The sequence below is a fragment of the Pseudomonas sp. 01L34 genome (assembly GCF_056400265.1).
In genome coordinates, this window is record NZ_JBFTSX010000001.1 from 334669 (window position 1) to 351067 (window position 16399).

The following is a 16399-nucleotide window of genomic DNA, read 5'->3' on the forward strand; positions in this document are numbered from 1 at the left end:
GCAATGCTCCTGAACTGAACTCAAGTTTGGGTAAAGAGATTGACCGGGAAATCCCCCAGCGCGGCGCCGACCATCAGCTCCTTGTGTTTTGTGACTGCGACGCTGGTAAAAAGTCCCTTCAGATTTTCTTCGGTGGCGGTGAACGGCAATTTGATTCGGGTATCGCCCCACAGCGACGCGTCAATCTGGGGGGCGGCACTGTTTTCCAGCAGTCCGGCACAACGTATCGGTACGGCCACGATTGCCCGTTTTCCCTGCCATTCTCGAGCAAACGCCAGTACCCGGTGAGCCTGGCTGCCAATCACTTCAAGGGCTTGGTAAGTGCCTTTTTGAAACAGTTCGGCATGCTCGGCACGCCGGTTCAGCGCCCGGGCGATCAGGGTTTGCTTGATGCGCCCGTCACGCCAGTTCGCCAACAGAGCGGGCAGGTCAAGCGGTAGGTGCATGGCCTGCTGACGGCTGACGTAATCCACCGGCCGGCGGTTATCCGGATCGACCAGCGAGAAGTCCCAGAACTCGTTGCCCTGATAGAGATCCGGCACCCCCGGCACGGTCATTCGCAGCAAGGTTTGCGCCAATCCATTCAGTGCACCCGGGACGGCAATGCATTGAGCGGCTGCCTCGATGGCCGCGCGCAATGGCTGACCTTCGGGGCTTAGCAGCAGGCGTTCGAGAAACCCGTGGGTCGCCTGTTCATATGCCTCGTTTGACGCGCTCCAGCTGCTTTGCAACTTGGCTTCGCGCAGGGCTTTGCGTTGCCACTGCCAGAGGCGTTTGGCGTAGTCCTCGAGCGCAGGTTGATCGTCGCTACACAATTCCAGTGGCCAACTGCCGAGGATTGCTTGATAGAGAATCAGCTCGTCGCCCGCCGAGGGCGCGCCGGGGTCGCTGCGCAGTTCGCCCGCGAGGGTTCGCCAGTGCTCGACCTGTTCGGCGTACCAGGCGCTGCGCTCGCTCAACACCGCCAGCCGCGCGCGGGTGTCTTCACCGCGTTTGTGGTCGTGGGTCGCGGTGGCCAGCAGGTTGTCGGGGAACTCGGCGAGGCGATTGGCGCAGGCGGCATGGAAGTCGGCAACCGGGGCGCTGAACTGCTCGGTGTTGTAGCCGACATCGTTGCGCGACAGCAGCACCGCCGAGCGATAAAGCGCGGTGTCTTCCACCGCTTTGGCCGCCGTCGGTGAGGTCAGTTGCTGGAAGCGCACGCAGGCGTGCTTGAGCAGTTTGCGTGGACGGCCCACCGGGCGCTTGCGCCAGGGTTGGCCACCGAGCCAGCCGGCCAGGCAATCGAGCACCGGCCAGTCGGCCTCGCCAAGGGTTTGCCTGGCACCGGCCATGGCCTGCTGGAAAAACACGTCATCCTGGGCCGCACGACCCAACGGGCTGATGTAAGTGCGGTACACCGGGAAGTGCACGATCAGTTCCTGCAAGGCCCGTCGGATCGCGCCGAGGGTCAGGTCCCGGGTCATCAGGTCGTCCCGGGCCACTTGCAACAGGGCGTGGGCAACACTTTCGAAATCCCCGGCGAGGGAGCCGTTGAGAATCTGCTGGCGCGCCAGTTGTGCTTCCTGGCGGAAATCGGCGGGCCGTTCGCTGTGCCGGCTCCAGAGTTCACCCAAGGTCTGGGTGCCTTCGGGGTCGTGTTGCAGCAGCGACAACTGGTTCATGAATTCATAACCGGTACTGCCATCGACGCACCAGTCGCGGTGCAGGGTTTCGCCTTCGCCGAGGATCTTTTCGACGTAGATCGGCAGGTGTCGGCCGGGTGCCAGTCGATCAACTCGACGTCGCAGTTTGCGGCAGTAGCCCCGCGGGTCGGCGAGGCCGTCGATGTGGTCGATGCGCAGTCCGTCGACCAGACCTTCGGCCACCAGCTCGAAGATTTTTGCATGGGTCGCTTCGAACACCGCCGGCCGCTCGACGCGCAGGCCGCCCAGTTCATTGATATCGAAAAAGCGCCGCCAGTTGATGTCGTCCGCCGCGGTGCGCCAACTGGCCAGGCGATAACTCTGGCGCTCCAGCAGGTTATGCAGGCGCTGGAAACCGTCGGGAGTGAGCGAGTCGTAAGTGTCGAGGGTGTGCTGGATGGCGTGCAGAATGGCTGGATCACTGGCCAGTTCCCGCAGCTCGGCTTTCAGTGGAATCGCCAGGCTGTACACGTCGGACTGATAACTCAAGGTGTCGAAACGATCTGCCAGGGATTTGAGCCGTTCAGCCTGCTTGGCATTCAATCGGTCATCGGCCTTGAGCAGTTCGCCGTAGTCGGTGGGGCATATCGGGAAGTGGTGTTCATAGTGCTCGACATGAAAGGCGCCGCGCCGGGCATCGAAACGCAAGGGCAGGGTGCCGTCCTGCAAGGCGATGCCGTAGTCGCTGCCCAGAAAAGGCAGCAGCAACTGGCCTTCCATCAACGGGTCGGGCGAGTGCCACTGAATGTCGAAGAACTCGCCGTAAGGGCTCAGCCGTCCCCATTCCAGCAAGTCGAGCCACCAGGGATTGTCGCCACCGCCGACGGCCATGTGGTTGGAAACGATATCGAGGATCAGCCCCATGTTCTGTTCGCGCAACGCAGCGACCAAACGGCGTAACGCCGCTTCGCCGCCCAGTTCAGGGTTGACCGTGGTCGGGTCTACGACATCGTAGCCGTGCATGGAGCCGGCGCGGGCGGCGAGCAGCGGTGAGGCATAGAGATGGCTGATGCCCAGGCTGGAAAAATACGGCACCAGTGGCACCGCTTGATCCAGGGTGAAGCCTTTATGAAATTGCAGCCGCAGGGTCGCCCGCAGCGGCTGGCTGAGCGGTTGATTCATTGGTCACGCTCGGCCGCCTGAAGTCGCGCGCAGGCGAGCAGTTCCAGGCGGCGGGCGGCGTCCGGATCATCGAGCAGGCTTTCGCTGTCGCCGGGCAATCGGCGGGACCAGTTGGGGTGGGTGTCGGTGGTGCCGGGCAGGTTGGCCTGCTGTTCGATACCCAGGGCATCCTCCAGTGGCAGCAACACCAGCGGTGCGCGGGTATGACCGAGGAAGCGGATGGCGGCGTCGAGCACCTGATCGGTTTCATGGGACTCTTCACGGAAATTTTGCGGGTCCTGACTCAGCACCCGGCGCAAGCCTTCGCGCTCGCGTTCGCGATGTTGACGCCATTCGATTTCACCCGTGGCGTCGACCAGGCCCAGGCGTGCGCTCCAGTCGATATCGCGGCCATGCCACCAGCCATTGAGCGTCGGCAGGTCGTGGGTGCTGGTGGTGGCCAGGGCGTTGTCCGGCCAGTCGAGAATCGGTTTGAAGTGTGTGTTGTCCTGTTCGAACAACAGCACGCGCATGCCGAGGATCGAGCGCGCGATGAGTTTTTCGCGCAGGCCATCAGGCACGGTGCCAAGGTCTTCGCCGAGGACGATGGCCTGATGCCGATGGGATTCGAGGGTCAGAAGGCGCAGCAGATCATCCACCGGATAATAAAGGTACGCTCCGTCGCTGGGCGGTGCGTCTTTAGGGATCACCCACAGCCGCTGCAGGCCCATGACGTGATCGATGCGCAGGCCGCCGGCATGGGCGAAATTGGCCCGCAGCATTTCGATGAACGCGCGAAAGCCGTTACGCACCAGACCTTCGGGGGAAAACGCGGATATCCCCCAGCCCTGGCCGGTGCGGTTGAGGATGTCGGGTGGCGCACCCACGGTCAGGGAGGCGAGTAATTCGTCCTGGCGACTCCAGGCCTGGCTGCCGCCGCCGTCAGCGCCCACCGCCAGGTCGGCGATCAGGCCGATGCCCATGCCGGCACCACGGGCGGCGGTTTGTGCGCGCTCCAGGCTGCGCGCAATCAGCCATTGGCAGAATGCGTAATAGCCGATGCGGGCCGAGTTCTCTTCGGCAAATTGCGCCAGAGCGGCGCTGCGCGGGTTACGCCATTGCTCGGGCCACTCGCGCCAGTCGAGGCTTTCACCGCGCCTTGCACGGGCTTCCTGGATCGCTTCGAAGCGGCAATGATTTTCCAGCGCTTCGCCACCGGCGTGACGGAAGCTGCTGAAGTCGGCATGCAAGGGGTGTGCGCCGTGGGTGAATCCTTCGTACAAGGCTTCCAGCAAGCGATGTTTGGCCTCGGCGGCGGTGGGCCAGTCGATGAGCTGTAAGGTTTCCAGATGCTTGAGTTCGCCAGCCAGGCCCGTGGCGTCGATTGCGGTGCGCAGGGCACGCTCACCGAGAATCGCGCCGGGCGCTGCGTACAGGCTATTGAGAAACAGACGGCTGGACGGCGAGTAAGGGCTGTAGCGCTGGGTGTCGCCGCTGAACATCGCATGCAGCGGGCTGATCGCTAATGCTTCGGCGCCCCGTTCGCCGGCCACCCGGGCCAGATCTTCGAGGGCCTGGGTATCGCCGAAACCGCCATCGCCGGGGCGGCGCAGCGAATACAATTGCACGCTCAGGCCCCAGGCGCGCGGGGTTTGACTGTCAACGGCGTCGCCGACGCTGTAGCAGCGCTCGGGCGCCACCGCCAGGATGAACGACTGATCGTCGATGCTGACGTGCTGATAACCCACCGGCACCAAACCGGGCAAAACAGCGTTGTCATCGAGCTTGAGGTTGAGCCGCGAGCCGTCTTCGAGATGGATCTCACACGGGGTTTGCGGTGCAAAGTAGTGGGCCAGATCAAGACCGACACCAACGTCACAGGTCAGCAGGGGCGGCAGGTGCCGGGTTTGCTGTGCCTCCTGCAGTTGCAGCAGGCTGGCGTCGATTTCCTGGGCGGTGCTGGCGGGATGGCCAAGCCCGGCCAGCACTGAACGCAGCACCGCCGGCGTGACTTTTTGTGGACGGCCGTTGGCGTCGATCCAGTCGACGGCCAGGCCGGCTCGGCTGGCCAGTATTTCCAGTTGCGCATCGCTCATGGTCGCTCTCCATCCGGGGGTAGCAAAGGGGCTGCGGCTGTGAGGCTGACGAGCGCGCAATACGGGGCAAGGGTGCCCTGATCCAACAGACCGGCCGAGTGCGGCGGGTATTCGAACAGCAGTGTCGCGTCGGCCTGTGGGGAGTGGACCACGGCTGCGTCGCTGAGGTTCAGGTCAATGCGCAACTGACTGCCATCGCCCAGCCGCCAGCGTGCCGACACCGCGCCCTCGGCCAGTACCTGCGCCCCCAGCGCGTGGGCGCCGGGCAACTGCGGGATGATGTGTTGATGGCGGATTTGCAGCAGTCGACGATACAGCTCATGAATGGCCGGTTGCCGGGTGGCGGTCAGCTTCGGCCGCGACGCTTCGAAAGTCTGCATCGCGTTCGGGTCGGGAATCTGCTCGCGTTTGTGCGGGTCGGCAAAGGCGCTGAAGGCCGCGAATTCGTTGCGTCGACCTTCGCGCACCAACTCCGCCAGCTCACCATGGTGGCTGGTGAAAAACAGGAACGGTTGCTCGGCGGCGAACTCATCGCCCATGAATATCAGCGGGATCATCGGCGACAACAGCAGTAACACGGTGGCGGCACAGAGGGCCTCAGGCCGGGCCAGTTGATGCAAGCGCTCGCCAAAGGCGCGGTTGCCGATCTGGTCGTGGTTCTGCAAAAAAAGCACGAAGGCCGTCGGCGGCAAGTGACCGCTCGGCTCACCGCGCGGCGTACCGTGGCGGGTGATATGGCCTTGAAACACGAAGCCCTGGCTCAGGCAACGGGCCAGTTGTTCGGTGGGGTTTTGGGCATAGTCGGCGTAATAGGCATCGGTTTCACCGGTAAGCAACACGTGCAGGGCGTTATGACCGTCGTCGTTCCATTGCGCGTCGAAACCTTGCTCCAGCAGGCTGGCCTGGTTGTGCTCGTTTTCTGCCATCAGCCACACATGCCGCGCCGGATTGATATGTTGGCGAACCCGTTGCGCCAGCTCTTGAAGGAAGTCCGGGTCTTCGATGGCGTGCACGGCATCCAGACGCAGGCCGTCGAAGCGGTATTCCAGCAACCACATCAGCGCATTGTCGATAAAGAAGTCACGCACCTCGCGCCGGCGGAAGTCGATGGCTGCGCCCCACGGCGTGTGTTGGTCTTCGCGGAAAAAACCTTTGGCGTAGTGATGCAGGTAATTGCCGTCCGGGCCGAAGTGGTTGTAGACCACGTCGAGAATCACCGCCAGGCCATAGCCGTGGGCCGTGTCGATCAGGTGTTTGAGTTGTTCGGGCGAACCGTAGGAGGCCTGCGGTGCGTAAGGCAGAACCCCGTCATAGCCCCAATTGCGCTCGCCGGGAAACTGCGCCAACGGCATCAGTTCGATGGCGGTAATCCCCAACTCGACCAAGCGCGCCAGATGCTGCTCGACCTCGCTGAAACCGCCGAGCGCACCGACATGCAGTTCGTAGATCACCGCTTCGTTCCATGGCCGACCTTGCCAGGCAGTGTGTTGCCAGCGATAGGCGAGGGGATCGACCACCACGCTGGGGCTGTCGATATCGCCCGCCTGGGCGCGGGAGGCCGGGTCCGGCACCTCCAGTTCGCCATCGATGTTGTAGCGGTAGCGGGTACCCGCGGGACAGCGGGTCTTGATCACAAACCAGCCGTCGGCCTGAGGCAGCAGCGGCAGGGATTGTCCGTTTTCCAGTTCAAGACTGACGTAAAACGCATCTGGCGCCCACAAGGCAAAACGCGTGTGTTCAGCGTCCAGCATGATTGCGCCGTGGGGCCAGGTTTCAAGAGTCCGTAACGGCATCGTTGAAAACCTCTTACTGTTTGCCCGATTTACCCAGCGCTTTAGCCACCAGTTGTTCGTAGAGTTCGGCGTAGGGTTCGACCGCCTTGCACCAGTTGAAAGGCGCCGCCATGGCCCGGCAACGCATGGCGTTGAGCAGGCCGGGGAAGGCGAACACCTTGAACGCGCGGCTCAGGGCTTCGCGATAGCTCTCCACGGTGGATTCGTCGAAAAGAAAACCGGTCACGCCGTTTTCAATGGTGTCGGCCAGGCCGCCGGTATTGCGCGCCACCGGCAATGAGCCGAAGCGCTGGGCGTACATCTGGCTCAGGCCGCAAGGTTCGTAACGCGAAGGCATCAGCAGGAAATCACTGCCGGCAAACATCCGGCGGGCGTCGGTTTCATTGAAGCCGATGTGCACGCCGATTTGCCCGGGGAAGCGCAACGCCAGCTCACGCATGGCTTGTTCTTCTTCCGGTTCGCCGCGGCCGATGATCGCAATCTGGCCGCCATTGGCGACAATGTATTCGGCCACCGCTTCGGTCAGGTCCAGGCCTTTCTGGTAGACAAGTCGCGAGACCACGGCGAACAGCGGGCCTTCGGAATCATCCAGGCCGAATAACCGGCGAACGTGCGCCGCGTTGACCGCTTTGCCGTCCCAGTCGCCGATGCCGAACGGGTGGAACAGGTGCGGATCGGTGGCTGCGTCCCAGCTTTCATCGATGCCATTGGGAATCCCGCTGAGCAGACCTTGCTGGGTCTTGGCGGCGAGAAAACCGTCGAGGCCGCAGCCGAAGGCCGGCGTGGTGATTTCCTGGGCATAGGTGGCGCTGACGGTGGTGATGTGGCTCGAGTAGGCCATGCCGGCCTTGAGGAACGACATCTTGCCGTAAAACTCCATGCCTTCCTGCTGCAAGGCATGCACGGGAATACCGAGTTCCGGGCATGAGCCGAGGCTGGTGACGCCTTGGTACGCCAGGTTATGGATGGTGAACAGGGTCGGGGTGCGTTGGCCACGCCAGTGCATATAGGCAGGGGCCAGGCCGGCGGGCCAATCGTGTGCATGCACCAGATCCGGGCACCAGTGAATTTGTGCGAGGTTGGCGGCGATATCGGCGGCCGCAAGCCCCAGGCGGGCGAAACGAATATGGTTGTCTGGCCAGTCACGGCCGTTGTTGGCGCCGTAGGGTGAACCTTCGCGCTCGTACAGTTCAGGGCAGATCAACACGTAAATGACCAGGCCGTCGGGCATGTCCATGCGCCCGATCTTGCAAGGCGGCAACGCGGCGTGCCCGCCCAGTTCACCGATGATATGAATCGGGTTTTCGCTGTTCAGCACTTGCGGGTAACCGGGGATCAACACCCGGACATCGTGCAGGTGAGCCATGGCTCGCGGCAGCGCGGCGGAAACGTCTCCCAGGCCACCGGTCTTCACCAGATCGGCAATCTCCGAGGTGACGAACAACACTTTCTTCTTGTTGGGATTCTGACGGACTACCGGTGCCAACGCTTTGGTGACCGGGACGCTGACCGATTTGGCGGTAAGGGCTCCCACGGTGTTGGCTTCGCCGACCTGTTGATGAGCACGTTCTCCCTGAACATCTAACGCCGTATTGATCATATGCATCTCCCCGTGTTGTTGATCTGATTCCAAACCTGGCACAAACGGTGTTGGCCAATTCCTGTGGCCGGGCGCAAACGCGCTACGCATCGGTGAGCAAGTGCTGCCCATGCGCTGAAGCTCAATGGGTGAAGTGGCTGTTGCAAGGAATGCACCAGTCGCTGTGCCCTACCTTTCAGCTGACCTGAAGCCAATACGAAAAGTTTCTATTTATTTCACCGAATGACCAGTCGGTTTTATTCCCCGAAAACAGTCTAGGCCAGAACCTAGAGCGGGGTGGTCAACCGGACAAATTGTTCGACAATCGGTTGGGGGAGGGTACAAAACACACGGGGTTTATGGGGGAGCGCACCGACGAAGGGCAGGTTTGTTTTTTTGGGTGGGTCAAATCGGGACCGGGAAGTCACGATAGTTGGGCGCGATGGAATAGGGGTTGCACCATTTCGGTGCGCAGGATTTAGGAGGGTGTGGTGGATTTGAGGGACTCTTCGCGGGCAGGCCTCGCTCTCACAGGGGAATGCATTTCACATGTGGGGGCGCGGCTTGCCCGCGAAGAACGATAACGCCGTCTCAGCCCAGCAACCGAATCGGCGCCCCGGTCGCCCAAGCCTGAATGTCCTCGATCATCTGCGAAAAGAACAGCTGATAGTTCTGTCGGCTGACGTACCCGACATGGGGCGTGGCCAACACATTGTCCAGCGTTCTGAAGGGATGATGGCGAGGCAGCGGCTCGTGCTCGAACACGTCCAGGGCCGCGCCCGCCAGGCGCTTTTTCTGCAGCGCCTTGATCAGCGCCGACTCATCGACAATCGGCCCGCGCGCAGTATTGACCAGCCATGCCGTGGGCTTCATCCAGTCCAGCGCCTGAGCGTCCACCAGCCCTCGGCTGCGCTCGCTGAGCACCAGATGGACTGACAGCACATCGGCCTGCTCGAACAGTTCCTGCTTGCTGACATAGGTCACGCCGACTTCGGCCGCTCGTTCACTGGTGAGGTTTTCGCTCCACGCAATGACGCGCATGCCGAACACCTGGCCGAATTGGGCAACCCGTTGACCGATACTGCCCAGGCCGAGGATCGCCAGCGTCTTGCCCTGCAAGTCGCCACCCAGGCCTTGCTGCCAAAAGCCCGCGCGCAAGGCGTTGGCTTCGGCCACCAGGTTGCGGGTCGCGGCCATGATCAGTGCCCAGGTCAATTCGGGAGCCGCGTGTTTGTAGCTGTCGGTGCCGCAGACCTGGATGCCCAGCGCGGCGGCGGCTTTCAGGTCCAGGGCGGCGTTACGCATGCCACCGGTGACCAACAGTTTGAGGGTGGGCAAGCGGCGCAGCAGGTCTTCGTCGAACCGGGTGCGCTCGCGCATCACACAGATCACCTCGAATGCGCCCAGGCGCTCGGCCAGGGTTTCGTTATCGGCCGGGTAGTCATGGATAAAACTCACCTGGCCGATGCTGTCCAGCACTGACCAGTCCACCACGTCGCGCGCCACGTCCTGCCAGTCATCGATCACCGCAATCTGCACCGCCATCAGCCTTACCTCATCAACGAACGGGATTGGTTTTGTTCAGCCAGCCGAGCAACGCCTGATGAAACTTCGCCGGCGCCTCCATCTGCGGCGCGTGGCCCAGACCCGGGAATTCAATCAGTGTCGACTGGGGGACCAGCTTCGCCACTTGCTTGCCGAGTACATCGTAATGACCGATTTTCGCCTTGACCTCGGGCGGTGCGATGTCTTTGTTGATGGCCGTGGTGTCGGAGGTGCCGATCAACAGCAGGGTCGGCACTTTCAGGTCCTTGAACTCGTAGTACACCGGCTGGTTGAAGATCATGTCGTAAATCAGCGCCGAGTTCCACGCCACCGCTGTTTTGCCCGGTCCTTTGGCCAGGCCTGCGTACATGTTCACCCAGCGGTCAAACTCGGGCTTCCAGCGGCCGTCGTAATAGGTGGTGCGTTGGTAGTCATGAATACCTTGCGCGGTCACTTTCAGCTCGCGCTCATACCATTGATCGACCGAGCGATATGGCACGCCGAGGGCTTTCCAGTCTTCCAGGCCGATGGGGTTGACCAGCGCCAGTTGTTCGACCTGATCGGGGTATTGCAGCGCATAGCGGGTGGCGAGCATGCCGCCGGTGGAGTGGCCGAGCAGGGTCGCCTTTTGTATGCCGAGGGCTTTGAGCAGTTGCTGAGTGTTGCTCGCCAGTTGCTGGAAACTGTACTGATAGTGGTCCGGTTTACTGGAGGTGCAGAAGCCGATCTGGTCCGGGGCGATGACCCGGTAACCGGCCTCGCTCAGTGCCTTGATCGAGCTGTCCCAGGTGGCTGCGCAGAAATTCTTGCCATGCATCAACACCACGCTGCGGCCGTTGGCCTTGCCTTGGGCGGCAACGTCCATGTAGCCCATTTGCAAGGATTTGCCCTGGGATTGAAAGGCGAAATGCTTGACCGTGTAGGGGTAGTCAAAGCCCTGGAGTTCCAGGCCGTATTCTGGTGTTTCGGCCTGGGCCTGGTTCTGGGCATAAACGAGAACCGGCAGTGCCGCCGTTAGCAGCAGGCCGGGTAACCAGCGGGAAAGGATGGGCGACATGGGGAAACTCCACAGGAAATCCGCCGATGCTGGATTGGCGTGATTAGGGTGACATTAAACGCAGTCAAGCCATTCCCCTCGCGATGCACTCTTTTTGTAGCAGCTGCTACGGCGAACGCCGATACACGGGGCCTTTCGTTCAACCCATCCAGCCCAACGTGGCCATTGCCAGCACGCCATAGCGGGCAGCCTTGGCGAGGGTCACGATCATCAGGAAACGCCCCAGCGGTTCGCGCATGACGCCGGCCACCAGCGTCAGCGGGTCGCCGATGATCGGTACCCAACTCAGCAGCAAGGACCAATGACCGTAGCGCAGATAATGTATTTGGGCTTGTTGAAGATGACGAGGGCTGACCGGAAACCAGCGCCGCTCGCGAAACCGCTCGATGCCGCGTCCCAGCCACCAGTTCAGCAGCGACCCCAGCACGTTGCCCAGCGTTGCTACTGCCAACAGCGACCAGAGCCAATACCGGTCGCTGAGCAACAACCCCACCAGCACCGCTTCGGACTGCAAGGGCAGCAGGCTCGCGGCGCCGAACGCCGCGAGAAACAACCCGATGTAGGCACCGAACATCAATGGGCGGGGTAGTCCGCCACCACCACGTCAGTGCCATCCTTTTGCAGGCCGATCACCTGATAGGCATCGCTCATGCCGTCCATTTCCATCCCGGGCGAGCCCATCGGCATACCGGGGGCAGCAACTCCCAACAGATCGTCACGTTTGCTCAAGGCCAGCACTTGGTCGGCCGGCACATGGCCTTCGACGAACTTGCCGTTGATCAAGGCGGTGTGGCACGACGCCAGGCGAGGCGGCACGCCGTGTTGTTGCTTGAACTGGCTCATATCGGCTTCGACGTGGTCTTCGACCTTGAAGCCGTTGGCTTCCAGATGGCTGACCCATTTTTTGCAGCAGCCGCAATTGGCGTCGCGGTGCACTTCGATCGGGATCAGGTCGGCGGCCTGGGCCAGGGAGGAGATGAAGAGGGCGCTCAGGGCGGCCAGACGCAGGTGGGTTCGCATGGGAGTCTCGTCTCGGGTTGCGGCCAAAAAGGTGCATTTTGACTCTTTTATCCGACTGGGCATTGCGCGAGTGTTTCTAAGTTATACAAGGTCGGCTGGCCAGATCATCGCAGGTTGATGCTGTCAGCTGAATGAGCGAGGAATGACAAAAATGTCAGGTGTGCCGTCTGAGCGTCGAAAACCGGCGCTCAGGGGGACTTACGAACTGTAAAATTTGCAAGCCTACGGCAAGGGCAACGGCTACCGGTCGAGCAACTTCATGACCTCTTCCGGATAGCGCAAGCCAGCGGTGGCATTGGCCGGGAATATCGCTTCAAGGGCCTGCAACTCTTCGCGGCTCAGTTTCACCTCCAGCGCGGCCACATTTTCCTCCAGGTATTTACGCTGTTTGGTGCCCGGAATCGGGATCAGGTAATCCCCTTGAGCCAAAACCCAGGCTAAGGCCAATTGGCCGGCTGTCACGCCTTTGTCGGCGGCCAGCGTTTGTACCTGCTGCACCAGCAACAGGTTTTTGGCAAAGTTTTCCCCTTGGAAACGCGGGCTGAAGCGACGGTAGTCGTCTGCGGCGAAGTCATCCGGGCTTTTCAGTGCCCCGGTCAAAAAGCCCCGGCCCAACGGGCTATAAGGTACAAAGGCCACGCCCAGGCGCTGGCATGCGGCCAGGCAACCGTTCTCTTCCTGATCGCGGCTCCACAGCGAATATTCACTTTGCAGGGCGCTGATCGGATGAACCTTGTGCGCTCGCTCCAGTGTATCGACCGAGGCCTCACTCAATCCCAGGTAACGCACCTTGCCGGCCCTCACCAGTTCGGCCATGGCGCCGACGGTTTCCTCGATGGCCACCTGCGGATCGATGCGGTGCTGGTAATACAAATCCAGGGTTTCCACGCCCAGGCGCTTGAGGGTGCCGTCGATCGCTTCGCGAATGTATTCCGGGCGACCGTTGACGCCACGCGCGCCGGGGTTGGACGGGTCGCGGACAATGCCGAACTTGCTGGCCAGGAACACTTGGTCGCGCTTGCCGACAATCGCCTTGCCGATTAGCTCTTCGTTGGTGTGTGGGCCGTACATGTCTGCCGTGTCGAGCAGGTTGATCCCCAACTCCAGCGCGCGATGCAGCGTTGCCGTGGCTTCGCGGGTGTCCACGCCGGTGGTGTAGAAATCGGTCATGCCCATGCAGCCCAGACCGATGGCTGACACCTGTGGTCCGTTCTTGCCCAGTTGACGTGTTTGCATGAAATGAACTCCCTGTGGATGTAGGCGCTTAGTGTCGATCTCGACAGAACGAAGATAAACCGGCTAAAAGTGCTATCACTGTTCGTAATTTCTAAATAATCATCGAGTCCTGACCATGGATCGTTTAAACGCCATGCGTGTATTCACGCGAATAGTCGAACTGGGCGGCTTCGCCAAGGCGGCGGACAGCCTGCAATTGCCGCGTGCCTCCGTGACCATTCTGATCAAGCAACTTGAGGCCCACCTGGGCGTGCAACTGCTGCAACGCACCACCCGGCAAATCAGTCTGACGCTCGATGGCGCAGCCTATTACCCGCGTTGCGTGCGGTTGCTGGCGGATCTGGAGGAAACCGAAGCCGTGTTTTCCGCTGCTCGCCAAAACCCCAAAGGCCTGTTGCGAGTGGATATGCCGGCGGGAGTGGGGCGTTTGATGGTGATCCCGGCATTGCCGCAATTCACTGCACGCTATCCCTTGATCGAGCTGGAAATCGGTTTGAATGACCGGACTGTGGATCTGATCCGCGAAGGTGTCGATTGCGTGTTGCGGGGCGGCTCGGCCCTGGACGAATCACTGGTGGCGCGACCTCTGGCCACACTGGATCAGGTCACGTGTGCGAGTCCCGAATACTTGCAACGTTGCGGGACTCCGCGGTGTCTGGAGGATCTGAAGGGGCATCAGATGGTGGAGTACTTTTCCAATAGCACGGGCAAACGCTACGGACTGGAGTTTGTCGTCGATGGGCAGTTGCGGTTGATCGACCTGCCCAAGCACGTCGCGGTCAACAGCTCCGATGGCTATCTGGCGGCGTGTGAGGCGGGATATGGCTTGGTCCAGGCTCCGTATTATCACGTTGCCCGTCAATTGAAGGAGGGACGTTTGATCGAGGTCCTGAGGGATGTGCCGCCACCGGGTATGCCGCTGACGGCGCTCTATCCTCCTCACCGCCAGTTATCCCGGCGGGTTAGGGTATTTGTCGACTGGCTGGTGGAACTTTGCGCTCAGCCGGGTAATGACTTTTACAGGAAACCCTCACGCGGCTGAGCGGGCTCCAATGGGTGTATCGGCGCAGCGCTGGCTTCTCGTGGCGCTCGCGTTCTGCTGCAAATCGTCATGCAACTGTTGCATGTATACGCAGCCCAGATCGAGGGATCGAACCTGCACGCCCCGATGAAACAGGGCGAACCAGCCATTGTCACCTGACGTAGGCATCAAGCCGGTAAAGGCGAAGCCCAGCGCCGAAAAACTGCACAAGTCCCGGGCGAAGTGCCGGGACAGTTCGAGCCGTGCCGAGATCACCCAGTGCCCGGGCAGTTGCCGGAGTTGCTCAAGTAAATCATTGTTCAAATGCTGAATGATAATGTCGACCCGATGCTGATGTTGTTCAATTTGCAAGGACGTGGCGAGGCGCGGAGTGTCCTGGTGGGTTCCGAATACCGAGCACAGGTGCTGCATAAGCGCCCGGCAGCTTTCGGGCCATTGGATATCGGGGAGTGGTCGTGTGTGTCCTTCGATCATGTGGCAACACATCACCATGGTTTCCGGAAGTGGTTCGCCAAATGGCGAGGGGACGTAGTCGGGAAGCAGTCCAGTGTTGTGGAAACCGAGTTTCTTTGCGATGCGTTGCGTGTAGGGATGGTGGGTCACTTGCATGATCGAGGCGCTTTTAAGCCCCAGAGAACCTGCCTGTCTCAGCAGTTCGCGGCCCAGACGAGTGGCGATGTCCTGCCCCTGCGCGGCGGGATGTACCACGGTGAGGGCCAGTTCCGCGGTATTCGAAGGTGTGTCGCGTCGCAACGCGGCATGACCGAGGACGGCTGTGTCATCCACAGCCAGCATTGATTGCCAGTGACCCTCGGCATTGTGCTGATTGATCATGTTCGGCAGGTAAACATCCGGCTGAGCGTAATGATCGCCGTAGACTTCTTGAAACAATCGACTCACTGCGTTTGCATCGGAAGGGCGGTAGGCGCGAATTATCAACGGGGTCATCACACGAACTCCTGCAAGGGCACGTCATACACTCGCAAATCCAGCACCCGCAGTTGTTTGCCCGAGCGAGGGTGGAGTTTCAGGTCTGTGGTTGCGCAAGGCAGTACTCGAAACTCCAGCAGACCCTCGCGGCTCAGGTCGTCGATGGCGGGGTAGTGGGCGAGCAGCGCTTCACGCAATTCGCGGAGCACCGGTTCGACGGCTTGTAACTGGGGTTCGGGCACCCACTTCACGCTCAGCAGATCCTTGGGGCCGGTCTGCTCGATCAGCAATTGCCATTGTTCGCTGTGCGCTACACGCTGGACGATCTCGTGTATTTCTTCAGTGAACAGCGACAACACACCGACTCGTACTCGTTGACTGTGGGCACTGCGCCCTTTGAGCGCGAATTTACGCCTCGGGGTTGCGGCCGGCTCACGCCAACAGGCACGGTCGCCCACTGGGTAGCGCAGCAGCGGCATAAGCCGGCGTGTCAGGTTGGTCAGTACCAACAACCCGGTGCGATCGCACTCTTCAATCACTTCACCGGTGTGTTCGTCGACGATTTCCAGCAGGGTTTGTTGATCGAACACCCGATGCTCGCCCAATGCGCAGTCGCGATCGCTGGCGCCTATCAGCCCGGCGTCTACGCTGGCGTAGCCGATCGAGGCGATACGGGCATTGGGGAACATTTCCCCAAGGATTGCCAACTGCGGAGCAAACAGGCTTTCGCCGGCATATAACAGCGTCTCAACCCCGTACAACACACGCCGATGCTGCGCCAGGTAGGCGCAGAATTGCAGCAGTTGTGCCGGTACGCCGGCCAGAACGTTGATCCGATGCCGCTCTATGGCATCCGCCAATACGTCCGGCTCGACGTTTCCGGTAAACGGAAATTCGCAGATGGATCGCTCGACATAGGCCAGGGAGTCGTGGACGAACAGAAAGCTGGCGTAGAGATCCCCTGAAAAAAACAGGTTGGCAACCCGGTCGCCATTGTTCAGTTGAGCTGAGAGGCTGGCGCCGAACGTGCTGACCAAGGCTTGCCATTCCTCGTAGGAGTAAACCGCAAGTTTGCCTTGGCTGGTCGAGCCTCCGGTTTTTAATACCAGTGCATCATCGACATCTCCGGTCAGGACTGACCAATGACTCAAGTCGTTGCTACCGGACCAATAGTCGGCCACATGGGTTAATGGCAGATCTTTTAAAGTAAGCCCGTTTTCGGGCAAGTGTTCCAGATGTTTATGGTAGAAGTTGGAGTGTTGTCTTATATAAGGTACAAGTTGTTCAAGCGAATAAGTTGGCTTCACGGGATTCT

General features: G+C 60.9%; 12 protein-coding genes. 1 reads left to right on the top strand and 11 read right to left on the bottom strand.

Annotation, left to right across the window (positions count from 1 at the left end; translation table 11 throughout):
• Window positions 1–20: 20 nt before the first annotated feature.
• From AC1DQM_RS01500 to AC1DQM_RS01540, 9 genes are all read right to left on the bottom strand, one after another.
• The gene (locus AC1DQM_RS01500) at window positions 21–2807 is read right to left on the bottom strand and encodes a malto-oligosyltrehalose synthase (RefSeq protein WP_477745729.1); all 2787 of its coding nucleotides are present in this window, start codon (window positions 2805–2807) and stop codon (window positions 21–23) included.
• Entirely contained in the window at window positions 2804–4882 is a 2079-nt protein-coding gene (gene malQ, locus AC1DQM_RS01505) for a 4-alpha-glucanotransferase (protein ID WP_477745730.1), read from the bottom strand. Before malQ ends, AC1DQM_RS01500 begins: the two co-directional genes overlap by 4 nt.
• Window positions 4879–6675 (bottom strand): malto-oligosyltrehalose trehalohydrolase, encoded by a 1797-nt coding sequence (gene treZ / locus AC1DQM_RS01510; protein ID WP_477745731.1) that lies wholly within the window; start codon window positions 6673–6675, stop codon window positions 4879–4881. Before treZ ends, malQ begins: the two co-directional genes overlap by 4 nt.
• Before the next feature lie 13 nt (window positions 6676–6688).
• A complete protein-coding gene (glgA, locus tag AC1DQM_RS01515; protein WP_457327045.1) occupies window positions 6689–8275 on the bottom strand; it encodes a glycogen synthase GlgA in 1587 nt (528 codons plus the stop codon).
• Window positions 8276–8845: 570 nt separating this feature from the next.
• Complete coding sequence (locus AC1DQM_RS01520; RefSeq protein ID WP_138867645.1) at window positions 8846–9799, bottom strand: D-2-hydroxyacid dehydrogenase family protein; 954 nt, start codon at window positions 9797–9799, stop codon at window positions 8846–8848.
• A gap of 13 nt (window positions 9800–9812) precedes the next feature.
• Window positions 9813–10856 (bottom strand): alpha/beta fold hydrolase, encoded by a 1044-nt coding sequence (locus AC1DQM_RS01525; protein ID WP_477745732.1) that lies wholly within the window; start codon window positions 10854–10856, stop codon window positions 9813–9815.
• Between the two features lie 139 nt (window positions 10857–10995).
• Window positions 10996–11430 carry a YqaA family protein gene (locus AC1DQM_RS01530; protein WP_018926117.1) on the bottom strand — a complete coding sequence of 145 codons (435 nt, stop codon included), beginning with the start codon at window positions 11428–11430 and terminating at the stop codon, window positions 10996–10998.
• Window positions 11430–11876, bottom strand: a complete 447-nt coding sequence (locus AC1DQM_RS01535; protein WP_018926116.1) for a DUF411 domain-containing protein — start codon at window positions 11874–11876, stop codon at window positions 11430–11432. Before AC1DQM_RS01535 ends, AC1DQM_RS01530 begins: the two co-directional genes overlap by 1 nt.
• 240 nt (window positions 11877–12116) lie before the next feature.
• The gene (locus AC1DQM_RS01540; protein WP_064618145.1) at window positions 12117–13112 is read right to left on the bottom strand and encodes an aldo/keto reductase; all 996 of its coding nucleotides are present in this window, start codon (window positions 13110–13112) and stop codon (window positions 12117–12119) included.
• 115 nt (window positions 13113–13227) lie between these two features.
• Between AC1DQM_RS01540 and AC1DQM_RS01545 the strand changes: the two genes are divergently transcribed.
• Window positions 13228–14154: a LysR family transcriptional regulator gene (locus AC1DQM_RS01545; protein WP_477745733.1), complete on the top strand. Its 927-nt coding sequence runs from the start codon at window positions 13228–13230 to the stop codon at window positions 14152–14154.
• Here the strand turns inward: AC1DQM_RS01545 and AC1DQM_RS01550 are convergent.
• Both AC1DQM_RS01550 and AC1DQM_RS01555 read right to left on the bottom strand, forming a co-directional pair.
• Window positions 14143–15102, bottom strand: a complete 960-nt coding sequence (locus tag AC1DQM_RS01550) for a GNAT family N-acetyltransferase (RefSeq protein ID WP_477745734.1) — start codon at window positions 15100–15102, stop codon at window positions 14143–14145. The two genes, AC1DQM_RS01545 and AC1DQM_RS01550, sit on opposite strands and share 12 nt — an antisense overlap.
• Window positions 15102–16391, bottom strand: a complete 1290-nt coding sequence (locus AC1DQM_RS01555) for a phenylacetate--CoA ligase family protein (RefSeq protein ID WP_167331179.1) — start codon at window positions 16389–16391, stop codon at window positions 15102–15104. Before AC1DQM_RS01555 ends, AC1DQM_RS01550 begins: the two co-directional genes overlap by 1 nt.
• Between the last annotated feature and the right edge of the window lie 8 nt (window positions 16392–16399).